The 15,785-nt window shown below is 57.1% G+C and carries 11 protein-coding genes; 9 read left to right on the top strand and 2 right to left on the bottom strand.

Translation table 11 applies throughout. From position 1 onward, the window contains the following. Nucleotides 1-120 precede the first annotated feature (120 nt). Both gntK and gntU read left to right on the top strand, forming a co-directional pair. The gene (gntK, locus tag K7B04_RS06935) at nucleotides 121-654 is read left to right on the top strand and encodes a gluconokinase (protein ID WP_064541408.1); all 534 of its coding nucleotides are present in this window, start codon (nucleotides 121-123) and stop codon (nucleotides 652-654) included. Further along, nucleotides 651-1,991 (top strand): gluconate transporter, encoded by a 1,341-nt coding sequence (gene gntU, locus K7B04_RS06940; RefSeq protein ID WP_163446745.1) that lies wholly within the window; start codon nucleotides 651-653, stop codon nucleotides 1,989-1,991. The genes gntK and gntU overlap by 4 nt, the downstream gene beginning before the upstream one ends. Before the next feature lie 55 nt (nucleotides 1,992-2,046). On the opposite strand, the gene K7B04_RS06945 is transcribed toward gntU, so the two are convergent. After that, complete coding sequence (locus K7B04_RS06945) at nucleotides 2,047-2,640, bottom strand: YhgN family NAAT transporter (RefSeq protein ID WP_035892151.1); 594 nt, start codon at nucleotides 2,638-2,640, stop codon at nucleotides 2,047-2,049. Nucleotides 2,641-2,873: 233 nt separating this feature from the next. On the opposite strand from K7B04_RS06945, the gene asd reads away from it, so the two are divergent. From asd to glgP, 6 genes are all read left to right on the top strand, one after another. Continuing rightward, complete coding sequence (gene asd / locus K7B04_RS06950) at nucleotides 2,874-3,980, top strand: aspartate-semialdehyde dehydrogenase (protein ID WP_223803745.1); 1,107 nt, start codon at nucleotides 2,874-2,876, stop codon at nucleotides 3,978-3,980. 252 nt (nucleotides 3,981-4,232) lie between these two features. After that, nucleotides 4,233-6,419 carry a 1,4-alpha-glucan branching enzyme gene (gene glgB / locus K7B04_RS06955; protein WP_163446744.1) on the top strand — a complete coding sequence of 729 codons (2,187 nt, stop codon included), beginning with the start codon at nucleotides 4,233-4,235 and terminating at the stop codon, nucleotides 6,417-6,419. Nucleotides 6,420-6,423: 4 nt separating this feature from the next. After that, nucleotides 6,424-8,400, top strand: a complete 1,977-nt coding sequence (gene glgX, locus K7B04_RS06960) for a glycogen debranching protein GlgX (protein WP_167574898.1) — start codon at nucleotides 6,424-6,426, stop codon at nucleotides 8,398-8,400. Between the two features lie 80 nt (nucleotides 8,401-8,480). Further along, on the top strand, nucleotides 8,481-9,776 hold the full coding sequence (gene glgC / locus K7B04_RS06965) for a glucose-1-phosphate adenylyltransferase (RefSeq protein WP_064541420.1): 1,296 nt from the start codon (nucleotides 8,481-8,483) through the stop codon (nucleotides 9,774-9,776). Further along, on the top strand, nucleotides 9,776-11,209 hold the full coding sequence (glgA, locus tag K7B04_RS06970) for a glycogen synthase GlgA (protein ID WP_223803746.1): 1,434 nt from the start codon (nucleotides 9,776-9,778) through the stop codon (nucleotides 11,207-11,209). Before glgC ends, glgA begins: the two co-directional genes overlap by 1 nt. A gap of 17 nt (nucleotides 11,210-11,226) precedes the next feature. After that, nucleotides 11,227-13,674, top strand: a complete 2,448-nt coding sequence (glgP, locus tag K7B04_RS06975; RefSeq protein WP_223803747.1) for a glycogen phosphorylase — start codon at nucleotides 11,227-11,229, stop codon at nucleotides 13,672-13,674. A 45-nt stretch (nucleotides 13,675-13,719) separates the two neighbouring features. Here glgP and glpD read toward each other — a convergent pair whose 3' ends face one another. Then, entirely contained in the window at nucleotides 13,720-15,228 is a 1,509-nt protein-coding gene (gene glpD / locus K7B04_RS06980; RefSeq protein WP_163446738.1) for a glycerol-3-phosphate dehydrogenase, read from the bottom strand. A gap of 204 nt (nucleotides 15,229-15,432) precedes the next feature. Here glpD and glpE point away from each other — a divergent pair, with 204 nt between their 5' ends. Next, entirely contained in the window at nucleotides 15,433-15,762 is a 330-nt protein-coding gene (gene glpE, locus K7B04_RS06985) for a thiosulfate sulfurtransferase GlpE (RefSeq protein ID WP_064541432.1), read from the top strand. The last annotated feature ends 23 nt before the right edge of the window (nucleotides 15,763-15,785 follow it).

The following is a 15,785-nucleotide window of genomic DNA, read 5'->3' on the forward strand; positions in this document are numbered from 1 at the left end:
ATATTCACTCGTAATTCACTTCCGGCACGAATGGTTATTGCTTATCCAGTTGCTCAGCATGACAATGTTACCGATAACTGTTACCCGTAACAAATTCCCAGTGCCCAACAGGAGGACGCCTTGAGCACGACTAACCACGATCACCACGTTTATGTACTGATGGGCGTATCCGGCAGCGGTAAATCCGCCGTTGCCAGCGAAGTCGCACATCGCCTGAACGCCGCGTTTCTGGACGGCGATTTCCTGCACCCACGCAGCAATATCGTCAAAATGTCCTCCGGCGAACCGCTGAACGACGACGACCGCAAACCCTGGCTGCAGGCGCTGAATGACGCCGCGTTTGCCATGCAGCGCACGAACAAAGTCTCGCTGATTGTCTGCTCCGCGCTGAAAAAAGCGTACCGCGACATTCTGCGTGAAGGGAACCCGAATCTCTCCTTCGTCTACCTGAAAGGGGATTTCGAGGTGATTGAGAGCCGTCTGAAAGCGCGTAAGGGCCACTTCTTCAAGACCCAAATGCTGGTGACGCAGTTCGAAACCCTGCAAGAACCGGGCGCTGACGAACGCGACGTGCTGGTGGTTGATATCGATCAGCCGCTGGAAGGCGTTATCGACAGCACCATTGAAGTGATTAACAAAGGCCGTATCGCGTGACAACTTTATCGTTAGTTTTAACAGCAGTGGGTTCCGTTTTACTGCTGCTGTTTTTAGTCATGAAGGCGCGTATGCACGCCTTCCTGGCTTTGATGGTGGTTTCTATTGGTGCAGGGCTTTTCTCCGGTATGCCGTTGATTAAAATCGCGGAAACCATGGAGAAAGGCATGGGCGGTACGCTGGGCTTCCTGGCTATCGTGGTCGCGCTGGGCGCGATGTTCGGCAAAATTCTGCACGAGACGGGCGCAGTCGATCAGATTGCGGTCAAAATGCTGAAATCCTTCGGCCACAGCCGCGCGCACTATGCCATTGGTATTGCCGGCCTTATCTGTGCGCTGCCGCTGTTCTTTGAAGTGGCGATCGTGCTGCTGATTAGCGTCGCGTTCTCTATGGCGCGTCACACCGGGACCAACCTGGTGAAGCTAGTGATTCCACTGTTTGCCGGTGTGGCAGCCGCTGCGGCGTTTCTGCTGCCGGGGCCTGCGCCAATGCTGCTGGCTTCCCAAATGCACGCCGACTTTGGCTGGATGATTCTGATTGGCCTGTGTGCGGCGATTCCGGGGATGATTATTGCCGGGCCGCTGTGGGGCAACTTTATCAGCCGCTACGTTGAGCTGAATATTCCTGATGACATTACCGAGCCGCACCTTGGCGAAGGCAAAATGCCGTCCTTCGGCTTCAGCCTGGCGCTGATTCTGCTGCCGCTGGTGCTGGTGGGGCTGAAAACGATCGCCGCGCGCTTTGTGCCGGTGGAGTCCGAAACCTATCAGTGGTTTGAATTTATCGGTCACCCATTCACCGCGATTCTGATTGCCTGCCTGGTGGCGATTTATGGCCTGGCGTTCCGTCAGGGCATGGCGAAAGACAAAGTGATGGCGATCTGCGGCGCGGCCTTGCAGCCAGCGGGGATTATTCTGCTGGTGATCGGTGCGGGCGGCGTGTTCAAACAGGTGCTGGTGGATTCCGGGGTCGGCCCGGCATTGGGTGAAGCCCTGACCGGGATGGGCCTGCCGATTGCGCTGACCTGCTTCATTCTGGCCGCTGCGGTGCGCATTATTCAGGGTTCCGCGACGGTTGCGTGTCTGACTGCGGTTGGCCTGGTGATGCCGGTGATTGAGCAGCTGCATTACAGTGGCGCTCAACTGGCGGCGCTGTCTATCTGTATCGGCGGCGGTTCTATCGTGGTGAGCCACGTGAACGACGCAGGCTTCTGGCTGTTCGGTAAGTTTACCGGCGCGACGGAAGCGCAGACGCTGAAAACCTGGACCATGATGGAAACCATTCTTGGTACGGTAGGCGCGATTGTCGGTATGGTGGCGTTTTCGCTGCTGAGCTGACCTGAAGTGCTCCCTCTCCCCTATGGGGAGAGGGATTGTACGGTGCGACGATTTATTATCCCTTCATCCACATCCGAATGCCGTCCAGGAACATCTGGGTCGCCATCATCACCAGAATCAATCCCATCAGACGCTCTAACGCGTTAACCCCTTTCTCGCCCAGCAGGCGCAGGAACAGCGACGACTGCAGCAAAATCACCACTGTGCCCCCCCAGGCAATCAGCAGCGCAATGACCAGGTGCGACAGATTGTTGGGATACTGATGCGACAGCAGCATCAGCGTCGCCAGCAGCGTCGGCCCGGCAACCAGTGGAATGGCAAGCGGGACAATAAACGGTTCTTCACCCGCCGGTAGCCCCGAGCTGTTCCCCGTGGCGCTGGGGAAAATCATCTTAATAGCAATCAGGAATAAAATGATGCCGCCGGAGATGGAAACCGTCTCGGCGCGCAGGTTTAAAAACGCCAGAATCTTCTCGCCCGCGAAGAGAAAAATCAGCATCAGTAGGAGTGCGATTAAAAGCTCACGTATCATGATCGCCTTGCGGCGCTTGGGTTCCGTGTGTTTTAGCACCGACATAAAAATGGGCAAATTTCCCAGTGGATCCATAATCAGGATCAATAAAACAGCGGCGGAAAAGATTTCACTCATGACTCAAATTCCCTGATAATTGTTGTGGAATTTCTGCTCTACACATCGTCTGCGTTGCGGAGTTCAACGTGGATAAATGTGCCCCCTATAACTGGGGGGAATAAGTTGCATTTCTGATTGCTTTGCAATCATTGATTAATTTCACTTGCGACTTTAGCTGCTTTTTGTAATGTGAAGGGATGCCCAGTGGAACTGGTAAGCAATAACAGCACATATCTGCAGGAAAATTCGTTATGAAAAATGTTGGTTTTATCGGCTGGCGCGGGATGGTCGGCTCTGTACTCATGCAACGCATGGTTGAAGAGCGCGACTTTGACGCCATTCGCCCGGTCTTCTTCTCCACCTCTCAGTTAGGTCAAGCTGCGCCGTCGTTCGGCGGCACCACCGGTGGTAAGCTTCAGGACGCCTATGATCTTGAAGCGCTGAAGGCGCTCGACATTATTGTTACCTGTCAGGGCGGCGATTATACCAACGAAATCTATCCTAAGCTGCGTGAAAGCGGCTGGCAGGGTTACTGGATTGACGCCGCCTCCTCGCTGCGCATGAAAGATGACGCCATCATTATTCTCGACCCGGTGAACCAGCAGGTCATCACCGACGGTCTGAACAACGGGATTAAAACCTTCGTCGGCGGTAACTGCACCGTCAGCCTGATGCTGATGTCGCTGGGCGGCCTCTTCGCCAACGATCTGGTTGAGTGGGCCTCTGTTGCTACCTATCAGGCGGCTTCCGGCGGCGGCGCGCGCCACATGCGCGAGTTGCTGACCCAAATGGGCCTGCTGCACAACCACGTCGCCAGCGAACTGGCCGACCCGGCTTCCGCCATCCTCGACATCGAACGCAAAGTGACCACCTTGACCCGCAGCGGCGATCTGCCGATTGATAACTTTGGCGTCCCGCTGGCGGGCGGCCTGATTCCGTGGATCGACAAGCAGCTCGACAACGGCCAGAGCCGTGAAGAGTGGAAAGGCCAGGCGGAAACCAACAAAATTCTCGCGACCTCCTCGGTGATTCCGGTGGATGGGTTATGCGTACGTATCGGCGCGCTGCGTTGCCACAGCCAAGCATTCACCCTGAAATTGAAAAAAGATATTTCCATAAGTTCTGTGGAGGAATTACTGGCTGCGCACAATCCGTGGGCGAAAGTGGTGCCAAACGATCGTGAAATCACGATGCGCGAACTCACCCCGGCGGCGGTCACCGGTACGCTGACCACGCCAGTTGGGCGTTTGCGCAAACTGAATATGGGGCCGGAATACCTGTCAGCGTTCACCGTTGGCGACCAGCTCCTGTGGGGCGCAGCCGAGCCGCTGCGTCGTATGCTACGTCAATTGGCGTAAACATTTATTCATCGATCAGGGGTGGCGAACCACCCCTTTTTTTTGCGTAATACAAGGGAGTAAACGCAGTTATGTCTATTTTTCTCTCAGGAGTCAGGTAAAGCGTTGACTATGCTTTAATCAAGGTCTGTCACCTTGACTGAAGGTTGAACGGGGCCGAGAGAGGCACACAACTTCGTGCCGCACCGTTCAGGTCACAAATGTCGCCATTTAAATTGGATTGAGGCGATACAAAACTAAGGATGATGAAGCATGTCTGATCGTGTTGATAGAGACGTGATTAATGCACTGATCTCAGGCCATTTTGCGGATCCTTTTTCCGTACTGGGGATGCACAGAACGGAAGCAGGGCTGGAAGTCCGGGCGTTACTGCCTGACGCGACCGACGTTTGGGTGATTGAACCCAAAACCGGGCGCAAAGTGGGCAAGCTGGAGTGCGTGGACTCACGCGGTTTCTTTTGTGGCATTCTGCCGCGTCGTAAAAATTTCTTCCGCTATCAGTTGGCTGTCGTTTGGCATGGCCAACAGAATCTTATTGATGACCCCTATAGCTTTGGCCCATTGCTCCAGGAAATGGATGCATGGTTGCTGTCCGAAGGTACCCACCTGCGCCCGTATGAAAAACTGGGCGCGCATGCGGACACGATGGACGGCATCACCGGGACTCGCTTTGCGGTCTGGGCGCCTAACGCCCAGCGCGTTTCCGTCGTCGGGCAGTTTAACTACTGGGATGGCCGCCGTCACCCGATGCGTCTGCGTCGGGAAACCGGAATTTGGGAGCTGTTCATCCCCGGCGCACACAACGGTCAGCTGTATAAATTTGAGATGATCGACGCTCGCGGCGCGTTGCGGATTAAAGCAGACCCTTATGCCTTTGAAGCTCAGATGCGACCGGAAACGGCATCGCTGATCTGCGGGCTGCCGCCAAAAGTTGAGCAGAGCGAAGAACGCAAAAAAGCCAACCAGTTCGACGCCCCTATCTCTATCTACGAGGTGCACCTGGGTTCCTGGCGCCGTCATACCGACAACAACTACTGGCTGAGCTACCGCGAGCTGGCTGAACAACTGGTGCCGTACGCCAAATGGATGGGCTTCACCCATCTGGAGCTGCTGCCGGTTAACGAGCACCCGTTTGACGGCAGCTGGGGCTATCAGCCCACCGGGCTGTATGCGCCAACCCGCCGCTTCGGTACGCGCGAAGACTTCCGCTACTTCATCAACGCCGCGCACGCCGCCGGTCTGAACGTCATTCTCGACTGGGTGCCGGGGCACTTCCCGTCGGATGACTTCGCGCTGGCCGAGTTTGACGGCACCAACCTGTACGAGCATAGCGATCCGCGTGAAGGCTACCATCAGGACTGGAATACCCTGATTTATAACTATGGCCGCCGCGAAGTGAGTAACTTCCTGACGGGCAACGCCCTGTACTGGGTGGAGCGCTTCGGTATTGATGCGCTGCGCGTCGATGCGGTGGCGTCAATGATTTACCGCGACTACTCTCGTAAAGAGGGCGAGTGGATCCCGAACGAGTTCGGTGGCCGCGAAAACCTTGAAGCGATTGAGTTTCTGCGTCAGACCAACCGCGTGTTGGGCGAGCAGGTTCCCGGCGCGGTGAGTATGGCGGAAGAGTCTACCGACTTTGCCGGCGTCTCACGCCCGTCCGATATGGGCGGTCTGGGCTTCTGGTTTAAGTGGAACCTGGGCTGGATGCACGACACCCTGGACTACATGAAGCTCGATCCGGTTCATCGCCAGTACCATCACGACAAAATGACCTTCGGCATGCTGTACAACTACACGGAAAACTTCGTGTTGCCGTTATCGCATGACGAAGTGGTCCACGGTAAAAAATCCATTCTTGACCGTATGCCGGGCGACGCGTGGCAGAAGTTCGCCAACCTGCGCGCCTACTACGGCTGGATGTTCGCCTTCCCGGGCAAAAAGCTGCTGTTTATGGGCGATGAGTTTGCTCAGGGCCGCGAATGGAACTTTGACGGCAGCCTCGACTGGCATCTGCTGGAAGGCGACGATAACTGGCATCACGGGGTACAGCGTCTGGTGCGCGACCTCAACCATACCTATCGCCACCATAAAGCGATGCACGAGCTGGACTTCGACCCGTACGGGTTTGAATGGCTGGTTGTTGATGACCACGCGCGTTCGGTATTCGCTTTTGTCCGCCGCGACAAAGCCGGGAACGAAGTGATTGTGGTCAGTAACTTTACGCCGGTGCCGCGCCACGACTATCGCTTCGGCATTAATCAGCCGGGGCGCTGGCGTGAAGTGCTGAATACCGATTCTGCCCATTACCACGGCAGCAACGCCGGTAACGGCGGCGTGGTGCACAGCGATAATCTCGAAAGCCATGGTCGTCCGCAGTCGCTGAGCCTGACGTTGCCGCCGCTGTCGACTATCTGGCTGGTACGGGAAGGGGATTAACCACATGGGGCAACTCGCAGCAGGGAAACCCGCGCCGCTCGGCGCCAGCTTTGACGGCGAAGGCGTGAACTTCACGCTTTTTTCGGCGCATGCCCAGCGGGTAGAACTCTGCGTGTTTGACGCGCAGGGCAACGAGTCGCGCTATGACCTTCCCGCCCGTAGCGGCGACGTCTGGCACGGCTATTTGCCCTATGCGGGCCCCGGCTTACGTTACGGTTATCGGGTGCATGGCCCGTGGGATCCGCAGCAGGGCTTCCGCTTTAACCCGGCAAAGCTGCTGCTGGACCCGTGCTGTTTTCGCGCCGAGGGCGACCCGGTAGACGACCCGCGTTTTCACGATGGCTACGATGCGCCGGATGAACGCGACAGCGCGCCGGTAGCGCCAAAATCGGTGGTCGTAGACCTGGCGTACGACTGGCAGGACGACGCCGCACCGCGCACCGCGTGGGGTAAAACCGTTATCTACGAAGCGCACGTCAAAGGGCTGACCCTGCGCCACCCGGGGCTGCCGGATGCCATCCGCGGAACCTATAAGGCGCTGGGCCACCCGGTGATGATCGACTACTTCAAGCGGCTTGGCATCACGGCGCTGGAGCTGCTGCCGGTGGCGCATTTCGCCAGCGAACAGCGTCTACTGCGGATGGGGCTGCGCAACTACTGGGGCTACAACCCGCTGGCGATGTTTGCCCTGTCGCCGCGTTACGCCAGCGCGCCCGAGCACGCGCTGGACGAGTTTCGCGATGCGGTAAAAGCGCTGCATCAGGCCGGTATCGAGGTGATCCTCGATGTGGTGCTGAATCACAGCGCCGAGTTGGATCTGCATTGTCAGACCTTCTCGCTGCGGGGGATTGATAACCGCAGCTATTATTGGTTGAGAGAAGACGGCGATTATCACAACTGGACGGGCTGCGGCAACACGCTGAATCTCAGTCACCCGGGCGTCGTGGAATACGCCCGTCAGTGCCTGCGATTCTGGGTTGACGTCTGCCACGTTGATGGTTTTCGTTTTGATTTAGCGTCGGTGATTGGCCGAACGCCGGGCTATCGTCAGGATGCGCCGCTGTTTAAGGCTATCCATGACGACCCGGTACTGTCGACGGTGAAGCTGATTGCTGAACCGTGGGATATCGGCGACGGTGGCTACCAGGTGGGGAACTTCCCGCCCGGTTTCAGCGAGTGGAATGACCGTTTCCGTGATGCTATGCGTCGCTTCTGGCTTGAGGAGTCGCTGTCGCTGGGGGAATTTGCCCAGCGCTTCGCCGCCTCTAGCGACGTCTTTCAGCATCAGGAGAGGCAACCGCACGCGGCCATCAACCTGGTCACCGCTCACGATGGCTTCACCCTGCGCGATTGTGTGAGCTTTAACAATAAGCACAACGACGCCAACGGCGAAGAGAATCGTGACGGAACCAGCAATAACCATAGCAATAATCATGGTATCGAAGGATTGGAAGCAAACCTGGATGTAATGGCGCGTCGGCAGGGTAGCGTTCAGGCGCTGCTGACAACGCTGCTGTTATCGCAGGGAACGCCAATGTTGCTGGCCGGTGACGAACACGGTCACAGCCAGCAAGGTAACAACAATGCCTACTGCCAGGACAATTCGTTGACCTGGCTTGATTGGGAAAACGCGGATGATGCGCTGACCGACTTTACCGCCGCTCTAATCCATCTGCGCCAGCAAATTCCGGCATTAACGGACGATCGCTGGTGGCAGGAGGGCGACGGTAACGTTCAATGGCTCAATCAGGACGCGCAGCCGCTGTCTGCCGAGGAGTGGCAGCACGGGGCGCGCCGGATGCAGATTCTGCTTTCCGATCGCTGGCTCATTACGCTCAATGCGACGCAGGACGTGGCAAACCTGAAGTTACCCGTGGGGGAATGGCGCGCCGTTCCTCCATTTACCGGCGATGAAGCGCCGGTAGTCATGGCTGTCTGGCATGGGCCCGCGCACGGAGTGTGCGTATTTCAAAGGTCATAGTCTCTGAATTACCCGGAACCCCGCACCTGTGCGGGGACTACCTAATAACCCGGAAGGACGAGCAACAAAAGGAGTTAATCATGGTTAGGCTAGAAAAAAACGATCCCTTAATGCTGGCTCGCCAGTTACCTATCAAATCCGTCGCCCTGATTCTGGCGGGCGGACGCGGAACGCGATTAAAGGATCTCACCAATAAACGGGCAAAACCCGCTGTCCACTTCGGCGGTAAATTCCGCATTATCGACTTTGCATTATCTAACTGCCTGAACTCCGGGATCCGCCGTATCGGCGTGATTACGCAGTACCAGTCCCACACGCTGGTGCAGCACATCCAGCGCGGCTGGTCCTTCTTCAGCGAAGAGATGAACGAATTTGTGGATCTGCTGCCGGCTCAGCAGCGGATGCACGGTGAAAACTGGTATCGCGGTACCGCCGATGCGGTGACCCAGAACCTCGACATTATTCGCCGCTATAAAGCGGAGTATGTGGTGATCCTCGCCGGTGACCACATCTACAAACAAGATTACTCGCGCATGCTGATCGACCACGTCGAAAAAGGCGCGCGTTGCACCGTGGCGTGCATTCCGGTGCCCATCGAAGAGGCATCGGCGTTCGGCGTCATGGCGGTTGACGAAAACGACAAGATTATCGACTTCGTGGAAAAACCGGCTAACCCGCCAGCCATGCCGAGCGACCCAAGCAAATCGCTCGCCAGCATGGGGATCTATGTCTTTGATGCGGATTACCTTTATGAACTGCTGGAGCAGGATGACGTCAACGAAAACTCCAGCCACGACTTCGGCAAAGATTTAATTCCGTTAATTACCAAAGCTGGCGCGGCTTATGCACATCCTTTCCCGCTGTCCTGCGTACAGTCCGACCCGGATGCCGAACCGTACTGGCGCGATGTGGGAACCCTGGAAGCCTACTGGAAAGCGAACCTCGACCTGGCGTCGGTGACCCCAGAGCTGGATATGTACGACCAGCACTGGCCAATCCGTACCCATATGGAGTCCCTGCCTCCGGCGAAGTTCGTCCAGGACCGCTCCGGCAGCCACGGCATGACCCTGAACTCGCTGGTCTCCGGCGGCTGTATTATTTCCGGTTCGGTGGTGGTGCAGTCGGTGCTGTTCCCACGCGTGCGCGTGAACTCGTTCTGTAACATTGATTCGGCAGTCTTACTGCCAGATGTGTGGGTCGGGCGCTCCTCACGCCTGCGTCGCTGCGTCATCGACCGGGCCTGCGTGATTCCAGAAGGCATGGTGATCGGTGAAGATGCGGAAGAGGATGCGCGTCGCTTCTACCGTTCAGAAGAAGGGATCGTGCTGGTAACGCGCGAGATGTTGCGGCAGCTGGGGTACAAACAGGAGCGATAATGCAGGTTTTACACGTTTGTTCTGAGATGTTCCCGTTATTAAAAACGGGTGGCCTTGCGGATGTTATCGGCGCGCTGCCGGCGGCACAGATTGCCGAAGGGACTGACGCTCGCGTGCTGTTACCCGCGTTTCCGGATATTCGCCGCGGGATTACGGATGCTAAAGTGGTGACGCGTCGTGATACGTTCGCCGGGCGCATTACGCTGCTGTTCGGCCACTATAACGGCGTTGGTATTTACCTGATTGATGCGCCGCATCTCTACGATCGCCCTGGGAGCCCGTATCACGACACGCACCTGAACGCCTATCCCGATAACGTGAAGCGCTTTGCGCTGTTGGGCTGGGTGGGCAGCGAAATGGCCTGCGGTCTGGATCCGTTCTGGCGTCCGGACGTGGTGCATGCCCACGACTGGCACGCGGGCCTGGCCCCAGCCTATCTGGCGGCCCGCGGTCGCCCGGCGAAATCGGTGTTTACGGTACATAATCTGGCGTATCAGGGGCTGTTTTACAGCCACCATATGGATGAAATCCAGCTGCCGGCAGAATACTTCAACATGCACGGGCTGGAATTCCACGCGCAGATTTCGTTCCTGAAAGCGGGGCTGTTCTTCGCGGATCATATTACCGCCGTCAGCCCAACCTACGCCCGGGAGATTACCGAACCGCAGTTTGCCTACGGTATGGAAGGGCTGCTGCGTCAACGGCATAAAGAAGGCCGTCTGTCGGGGATTCTCAACGGCGTGGATGACAACGTCTGGAGTCCGGAAAAAGACCTGCTGCTGCCAGCAAGCTATAGCCGCGATACGCTAGAGAAGAAAGCGGAGAACAAACGGCAGCTCCAGATTGCGATGGGACTGAAGGTCAGCGACACCGCGCCGCTGTTTGCCGTGGTCAGCCGCCTCACCAGCCAGAAAGGGCTGGATCTGGTGCTGGAAGCCCTGCCGGGCCTGCTGGAGCAGGGCGGTCAGTTGGCGCTGCTAGGCGCGGGCGATCCGGTATTGCAGGAAGGTTTTCTCGCCGCCGCCGCAGAACATCCGGGGCAGGTGGGCGTACAGATTGGCTACCACGAAGCGTTCTCGCACCGCATTATCGGCGGCGCGGATGTCATCCTGGTGCCGAGCCGCTTTGAGCCATGCGGCTTAACGCAGCTTTACGGTCTGAAGTACGGCACGCTGCCGTTGGTCCGTCGTACCGGTGGTCTGGCGGATACCGTGGCGGATAGCTCGCTGGAAAACCTGGCTGACGGTATCGCCAGCGGTTTTGTCTTTGAAGACAGCAACGCCTGGTCGCTGCTCAGAGCCATCCGCCGTGCTTTCGTATTATGGTCTCGTCCGTCGCTCTGGCGCTATGTACAACGTCAGGCGATGAACATGGATTTTAGCTGGCAGGTTGCTGCGCACTCTTATCGTGAGCTTTACCAACGCCTGATCTAACTACGGGGATCTGAGTTATGAATGCACCCTTTACGTATGCATCACCGACCCTCAGCGTTGAGGCACTGAAGCACTCTATTGCCTATAAGCTGATGTTCATCATCGGGAAAGATCCGGCTATCGCCAACAAACACGAATGGCTGAACGCCACCCTGTTTGCCGTTCGCGATCGTCTGGTTGAACGCTGGTTGCGCTCGAACCGCGCTCAGCTTTCCCAGGAAACGCGACAGGTCTACTACCTGTCGATGGAGTTTTTGATTGGCCGCACGCTTTCCAATGCGCTGTTGTCGTTAGGCCTGTATGACGACGTGAAAAACGCGCTGGAAGGTATGGGGTTAGACCTCGAAGAGCTGATCGACGAAGAGAACGACCCGGGCCTTGGCAACGGCGGTCTGGGCCGTCTGGCGGCCTGCTTCCTTGACTCGCTGGCGACGCTGGCGCTGCCGGGGCGCGGCTACGGTATTCGCTATGATTACGGCATGTTTAAGCAGAACATCGTCGACGGTCGTCAGAAAGAGTCGCCGGATTACTGGCTGGAGTACGGTAACCCGTGGGAGTTCCCGCGCCATAACACCCGCTACAGAGTGCGTTTCGGTGGCCGCGTGCAGATGGAAGGCAAAACCAGCCGCTGGCTGGAGACCGAAGAGATCCTGGCGGTCGCCTACGATCAAATTATCCCCGGCTACGACACCGACGCGACCAACACGCTGCGTCTGTGGAACGCCCAGGCCAGTAGCGAAATCAACCTGGGTAAATTTAACCAGGGCGATTACTTCGCCGCGGTGGAGGATAAAAACCACTCGGAGAACGTATCCCGCGTGCTCTACCCGGATGATTCCACCTATTCCGGGCGCGAGCTGCGCCTGCGTCAGGAGTACTTCCTGGTCTCCGCCACGGTGCAGGACATTTTAAATCGCCACTACATGTTGCATAAAACCTATGACAACCTGGCGGATAAAATTGCCATCCACCTCAACGACACTCATCCGGTGCTGTCGATTCCTGAGCTGATGCGCCTGCTGATTGACGAGCACAAGTTCAGCTGGGACGACGCGTTTAACGTCACCTGTCAGGTCTTCTCGTACACCAACCACACGCTGATGAGCGAAGCGCTGGAAACCTGGCCGGTGGACATGCTCGGCAAAATTCTGCCGCGTCATTTGCAGATTATCTTCGAGATTAACGACTACTTCCTGAAGACGCTGCAGGAGCAGTACCCGAACGATACCGCACTGCTGAGCCGCACGTCGATCATCGACGAGTCCAACGGCCGCCGCGTACGCATGGCGTGGCTGGCGGTGGTAGTGAGTAAGAAGGTCAACGGCGTTTCTGAACTGCACTCGAACCTGATGGTGCAGTCGCTGTTCGCCGACTTCGCCGCTATCTTCCCGACCCGCTTTACCAACGTCACTAACGGCGTGACCCCGCGCCGCTGGCTGGCGCTGGCGAACCCGGCGCTCTCCGGTGTGTTGGACGAAAATATCGGCCAGACCTGGCGTTCGGATCTCAGTCAGTTGAGCGAGCTGGAACAGCACATCGATTATCCGAAGGTGAATCAGGCGGTGCAGCACGCCAAGCTGGAGAACAAAAAGCGCCTCGCGGCGTTTATTGCCCAGAACCTGAACGTGGTGGTGAATCCCCACGCGCTGTTTGACGTGCAGATCAAGCGCATCCACGAATATAAGCGTCAGCTGATGAACGTGCTGCACGTGATCGCTCGCTACAACCGCATCAAGGCCGAGCCGGATGCGAAGTGGGTACCGCGGGTGAATATCTTCGCCGGTAAAGCGGCGTCGGCCTACTACATGGCGAAGCACATCATTCACCTGATCAACGACGTGGCGGACGTGATCAACAACGATCCGCAGATTGGCGATAAGCTCAAGGTGGTGTTTATCCCGAACTACAGCGTGAGCCTGGCGCAGATGATCATTCCGGCGGCCGATCTTTCCGAGCAGATTTCGCTGGCGGGGACGGAAGCCTCCGGCACCAGTAACATGAAGTTTGCGCTCAACGGTGCGTTAACCATCGGTACGCTGGACGGCGCTAACGTGGAGATGCAGGAGCACGTTGGGGCGGATAACTTCTTTATCTTTGGCAACACGGCTGAAGAGGTGGAGGCGCTGCGCCGCAAAGGCTACAGTCCGCGTGACTTCTACGAGCAGGATGAAGAGCTACGCCAGGTGCTGACGCAAATCGCCACCGGCGTGTTCAGCCCGAGCGAGCCGGGCCGCTACCGCGACCTGGTGGATTCGCTGATTAACTTCGGCGACCACTATCAGGTGCTGGCCGACTTCCGCAGCTATGTGGACTGTCAGGACAGGGTCGATGAGCTGTATCAGGAGCCGGAGCAGTGGACCACCAAAGCGATGCACAACATCGCCAACATGGGCTACTTCTCCTCTGACCGCACGATCAAAGAGTATGCCGAGCATATCTGGTATATCGAACCGGTGAGGCTGTAAACGTCAAACGGGGCCAATTGGCCCCGTTTCTTTTTCCCTGCTTGCTTACGACGCCAGCGACAATTCAGGCTTTCCCAGCGTTTTTACCAGCCATGCGCTAATCCGTGACTGCTGTTCGGCGTTCAGCCACATTCCCTGCTTAGTCCGGCGCCAGATAGCATCGTCGAGGCGACGCACCCACTCGTGTTCGACCAGGTAACGCAGCTCCGCTTCGTAAAACTCATGGCCGAAATCTTCACCCAGCCCGGCAATATCCTTCGCATCGCCAATAATCAGCTCGCTGTTGCTGCCGTAGGTGCGGGCGAAATGGCGGGCCAGTGACTCGCTGATGAACGGATAACGGCGGCGCAGCTTCGCCGCGTAGTCGTCACGATCGCTGCCAATCTCACCGCCCGGCAGCACCGCGCCTTTGGTCCAGGCCGGGCCAATGCCCTGATAGTATGGGGCCAGTTTCTCGAGCGCGTGTTCTGCCAGCTTGCGGTAGGTGGTGAGCTTGCCGCCAAACACCGACAGCAGCGGCGCTTTGCCGTGGTCGTCATGGATATCCAGCGTATAGTCGCGGGTGATCGCCTGCGGAGAATCCGACTCGTCGTCACACAGCGGGCGCACGCCGGAGTAGGTCCAGACGATATCTTCACGAGCGAGCTGTTTCTTAAAGTGCCCGTTGTAGACTTTCAGCAGATAGCTAATCTCGCTTTCGTCGATTTCGACGTTTTTCGGATCGCCGTGGTACTCCACGTCGGTAGTGCCAATAATTGAGAATTCGTCCATCCACGGGATCACAAACACGATGCGCTTATCTTCGTTTTGCAGAATGTAGGCTTGCTTCTGGTTGTGCACGCGGGGCACCACAATATGACTGCCCTTGATCAGGCGGATGCCGTATGGCGAAGGCAGATGCATCCCGTCGTCAAAGAACTGTTTGACCCACGGACCGGTGGCATTCACCAGGCCGCGCGCCTGCCAGCGGAATTTTTCGCCGCTGTCGATATCTTCCGCTTCCACCACCCACAGGCCGTTTTCGCGTTTCGCTGAGATTGCGCGAGTACGGGTTCGGACTTCACCGCCTTTTTTTACCACCATTTGCGCGTTAGCCAGTACCAGACGAGCATCATCGACCCAGCAGTCGGAATATTCGAAACCGCGCACGATTTCCGGCTTCAGGACCGATTCTGCGCCAAAACGCAAACCGGTAGAAGCGGGCAGGCTGGTGCGCTTACCCAGGTGATCGTACATAAACAGACCGGTACGGATCATCCATGCCGGGCGCAGATGCGGGCGGTGCGGCAGACGAAAACGCATCGGAATGGCGATGTGCGGGGCCATTTTCAGCAGTACTTCACGCTCGGCCAGCGCTTCGCTGACCAGACGGAATTCGTAGTGTTCAAGGTAGCGCAGGCCGCCATGGATCAGTTTCGAGCTGGCGCTCGACGTGGCGCAGGCCAGATCTCTGGCTTCCAGCATCAGCACGGATAATCCGCGCCCCGCTGCGTCAGCCGCAATGCCCGCACCGTTGATACCGCCACCTATCACAATCAGATCTTTGGTTTCCATTATTGCTACCTCAGGGACTTTCGTTATAGCTCATTAATGTTCGATATCGCTCATAATAGCAAGTAAACGCGCTTTTGGTAACATTGAAAAAACATTTTAGAGTGATGTACATAACATATTGGCGTTTACGTGGCCTGAGGACGTACACTTGGCGGTAAAATATCGCCAGCAAGACAATACCTGCCATAAAGATAAGAGAGCACCATGGAACAGTTTGAATGTATTAACGTAGAACAGGCGCACCAAAAGCTGCAGCAAAGCACCGCTGTGCTGGTGGATATTCGCGACCCGCAGAGCTTTGCGATGGGCCATACCCCAGGCGCGTTTCATCTGACTAACGACACGCTGGGCGCGTTTATGCGTGATAACGATTTTGAAACGCCGGTGATGGTGATGTGCTATCACGGCAACAGCAGCAAAGGTGCTGCGCAGTACCTGTTGCAGCAGGGTTATGACCAGGTCTACAGCGTCGACGGCGGCTTTGATGCCTGGCACCGTCACTTCCCCGCTGAGGTGGAGCACGCGGCTTTCTAAGACGGCTGCGTTCGCCCATTCCT

It is taken from the genome of Kluyvera sp. CRP (assembly GCF_019930565.1).
Taxonomy (GTDB): Bacteria; Pseudomonadota; Gammaproteobacteria; order Enterobacterales; family Enterobacteriaceae; genus Kluyvera; species Kluyvera georgiana_A.

What these genes read in the sequence shown, in the direction of transcription:
- K7B04_RS06945 (WP_035892151.1), bottom strand. Translation starts at nt 2,640, where the DNA reads ATGAGTGAAATCTTTTCCGCCGCTGTTTTATTGATCCTGATTATGGAT.
- asd (WP_223803745.1), top strand. Translation starts at nt 2,874, where the DNA reads ATGAAAAATGTTGGTTTTATCGGCTGGCGCGGGATGGTCGGCTCTGTA.
- glgB (WP_163446744.1), top strand. Translation starts at nt 4,233, where the DNA reads ATGTCTGATCGTGTTGATAGAGACGTGATTAATGCACTGATCTCAGGC.
- glgX (WP_167574898.1), top strand. Translation starts at nt 6,424, where the DNA reads ATGGGGCAACTCGCAGCAGGGAAACCCGCGCCGCTCGGCGCCAGCTTT.
- glgC (WP_064541420.1), top strand. Translation starts at nt 8,481, where the DNA reads ATGGTTAGGCTAGAAAAAAACGATCCCTTAATGCTGGCTCGCCAGTTA.
- glgA (WP_223803746.1), top strand. Translation starts at nt 9,776, where the DNA reads ATGCAGGTTTTACACGTTTGTTCTGAGATGTTCCCGTTATTAAAAACG.
- glgP (WP_223803747.1), top strand. Translation starts at nt 11,227, where the DNA reads ATGAATGCACCCTTTACGTATGCATCACCGACCCTCAGCGTTGAGGCA.
- glpD (WP_163446738.1), bottom strand. Translation starts at nt 15,228, where the DNA reads ATGGAAACCAAAGATCTGATTGTGATAGGTGGCGGTATCAACGGTGCG.
- glpE (WP_064541432.1), top strand. Translation starts at nt 15,433, where the DNA reads ATGGAACAGTTTGAATGTATTAACGTAGAACAGGCGCACCAAAAGCTG.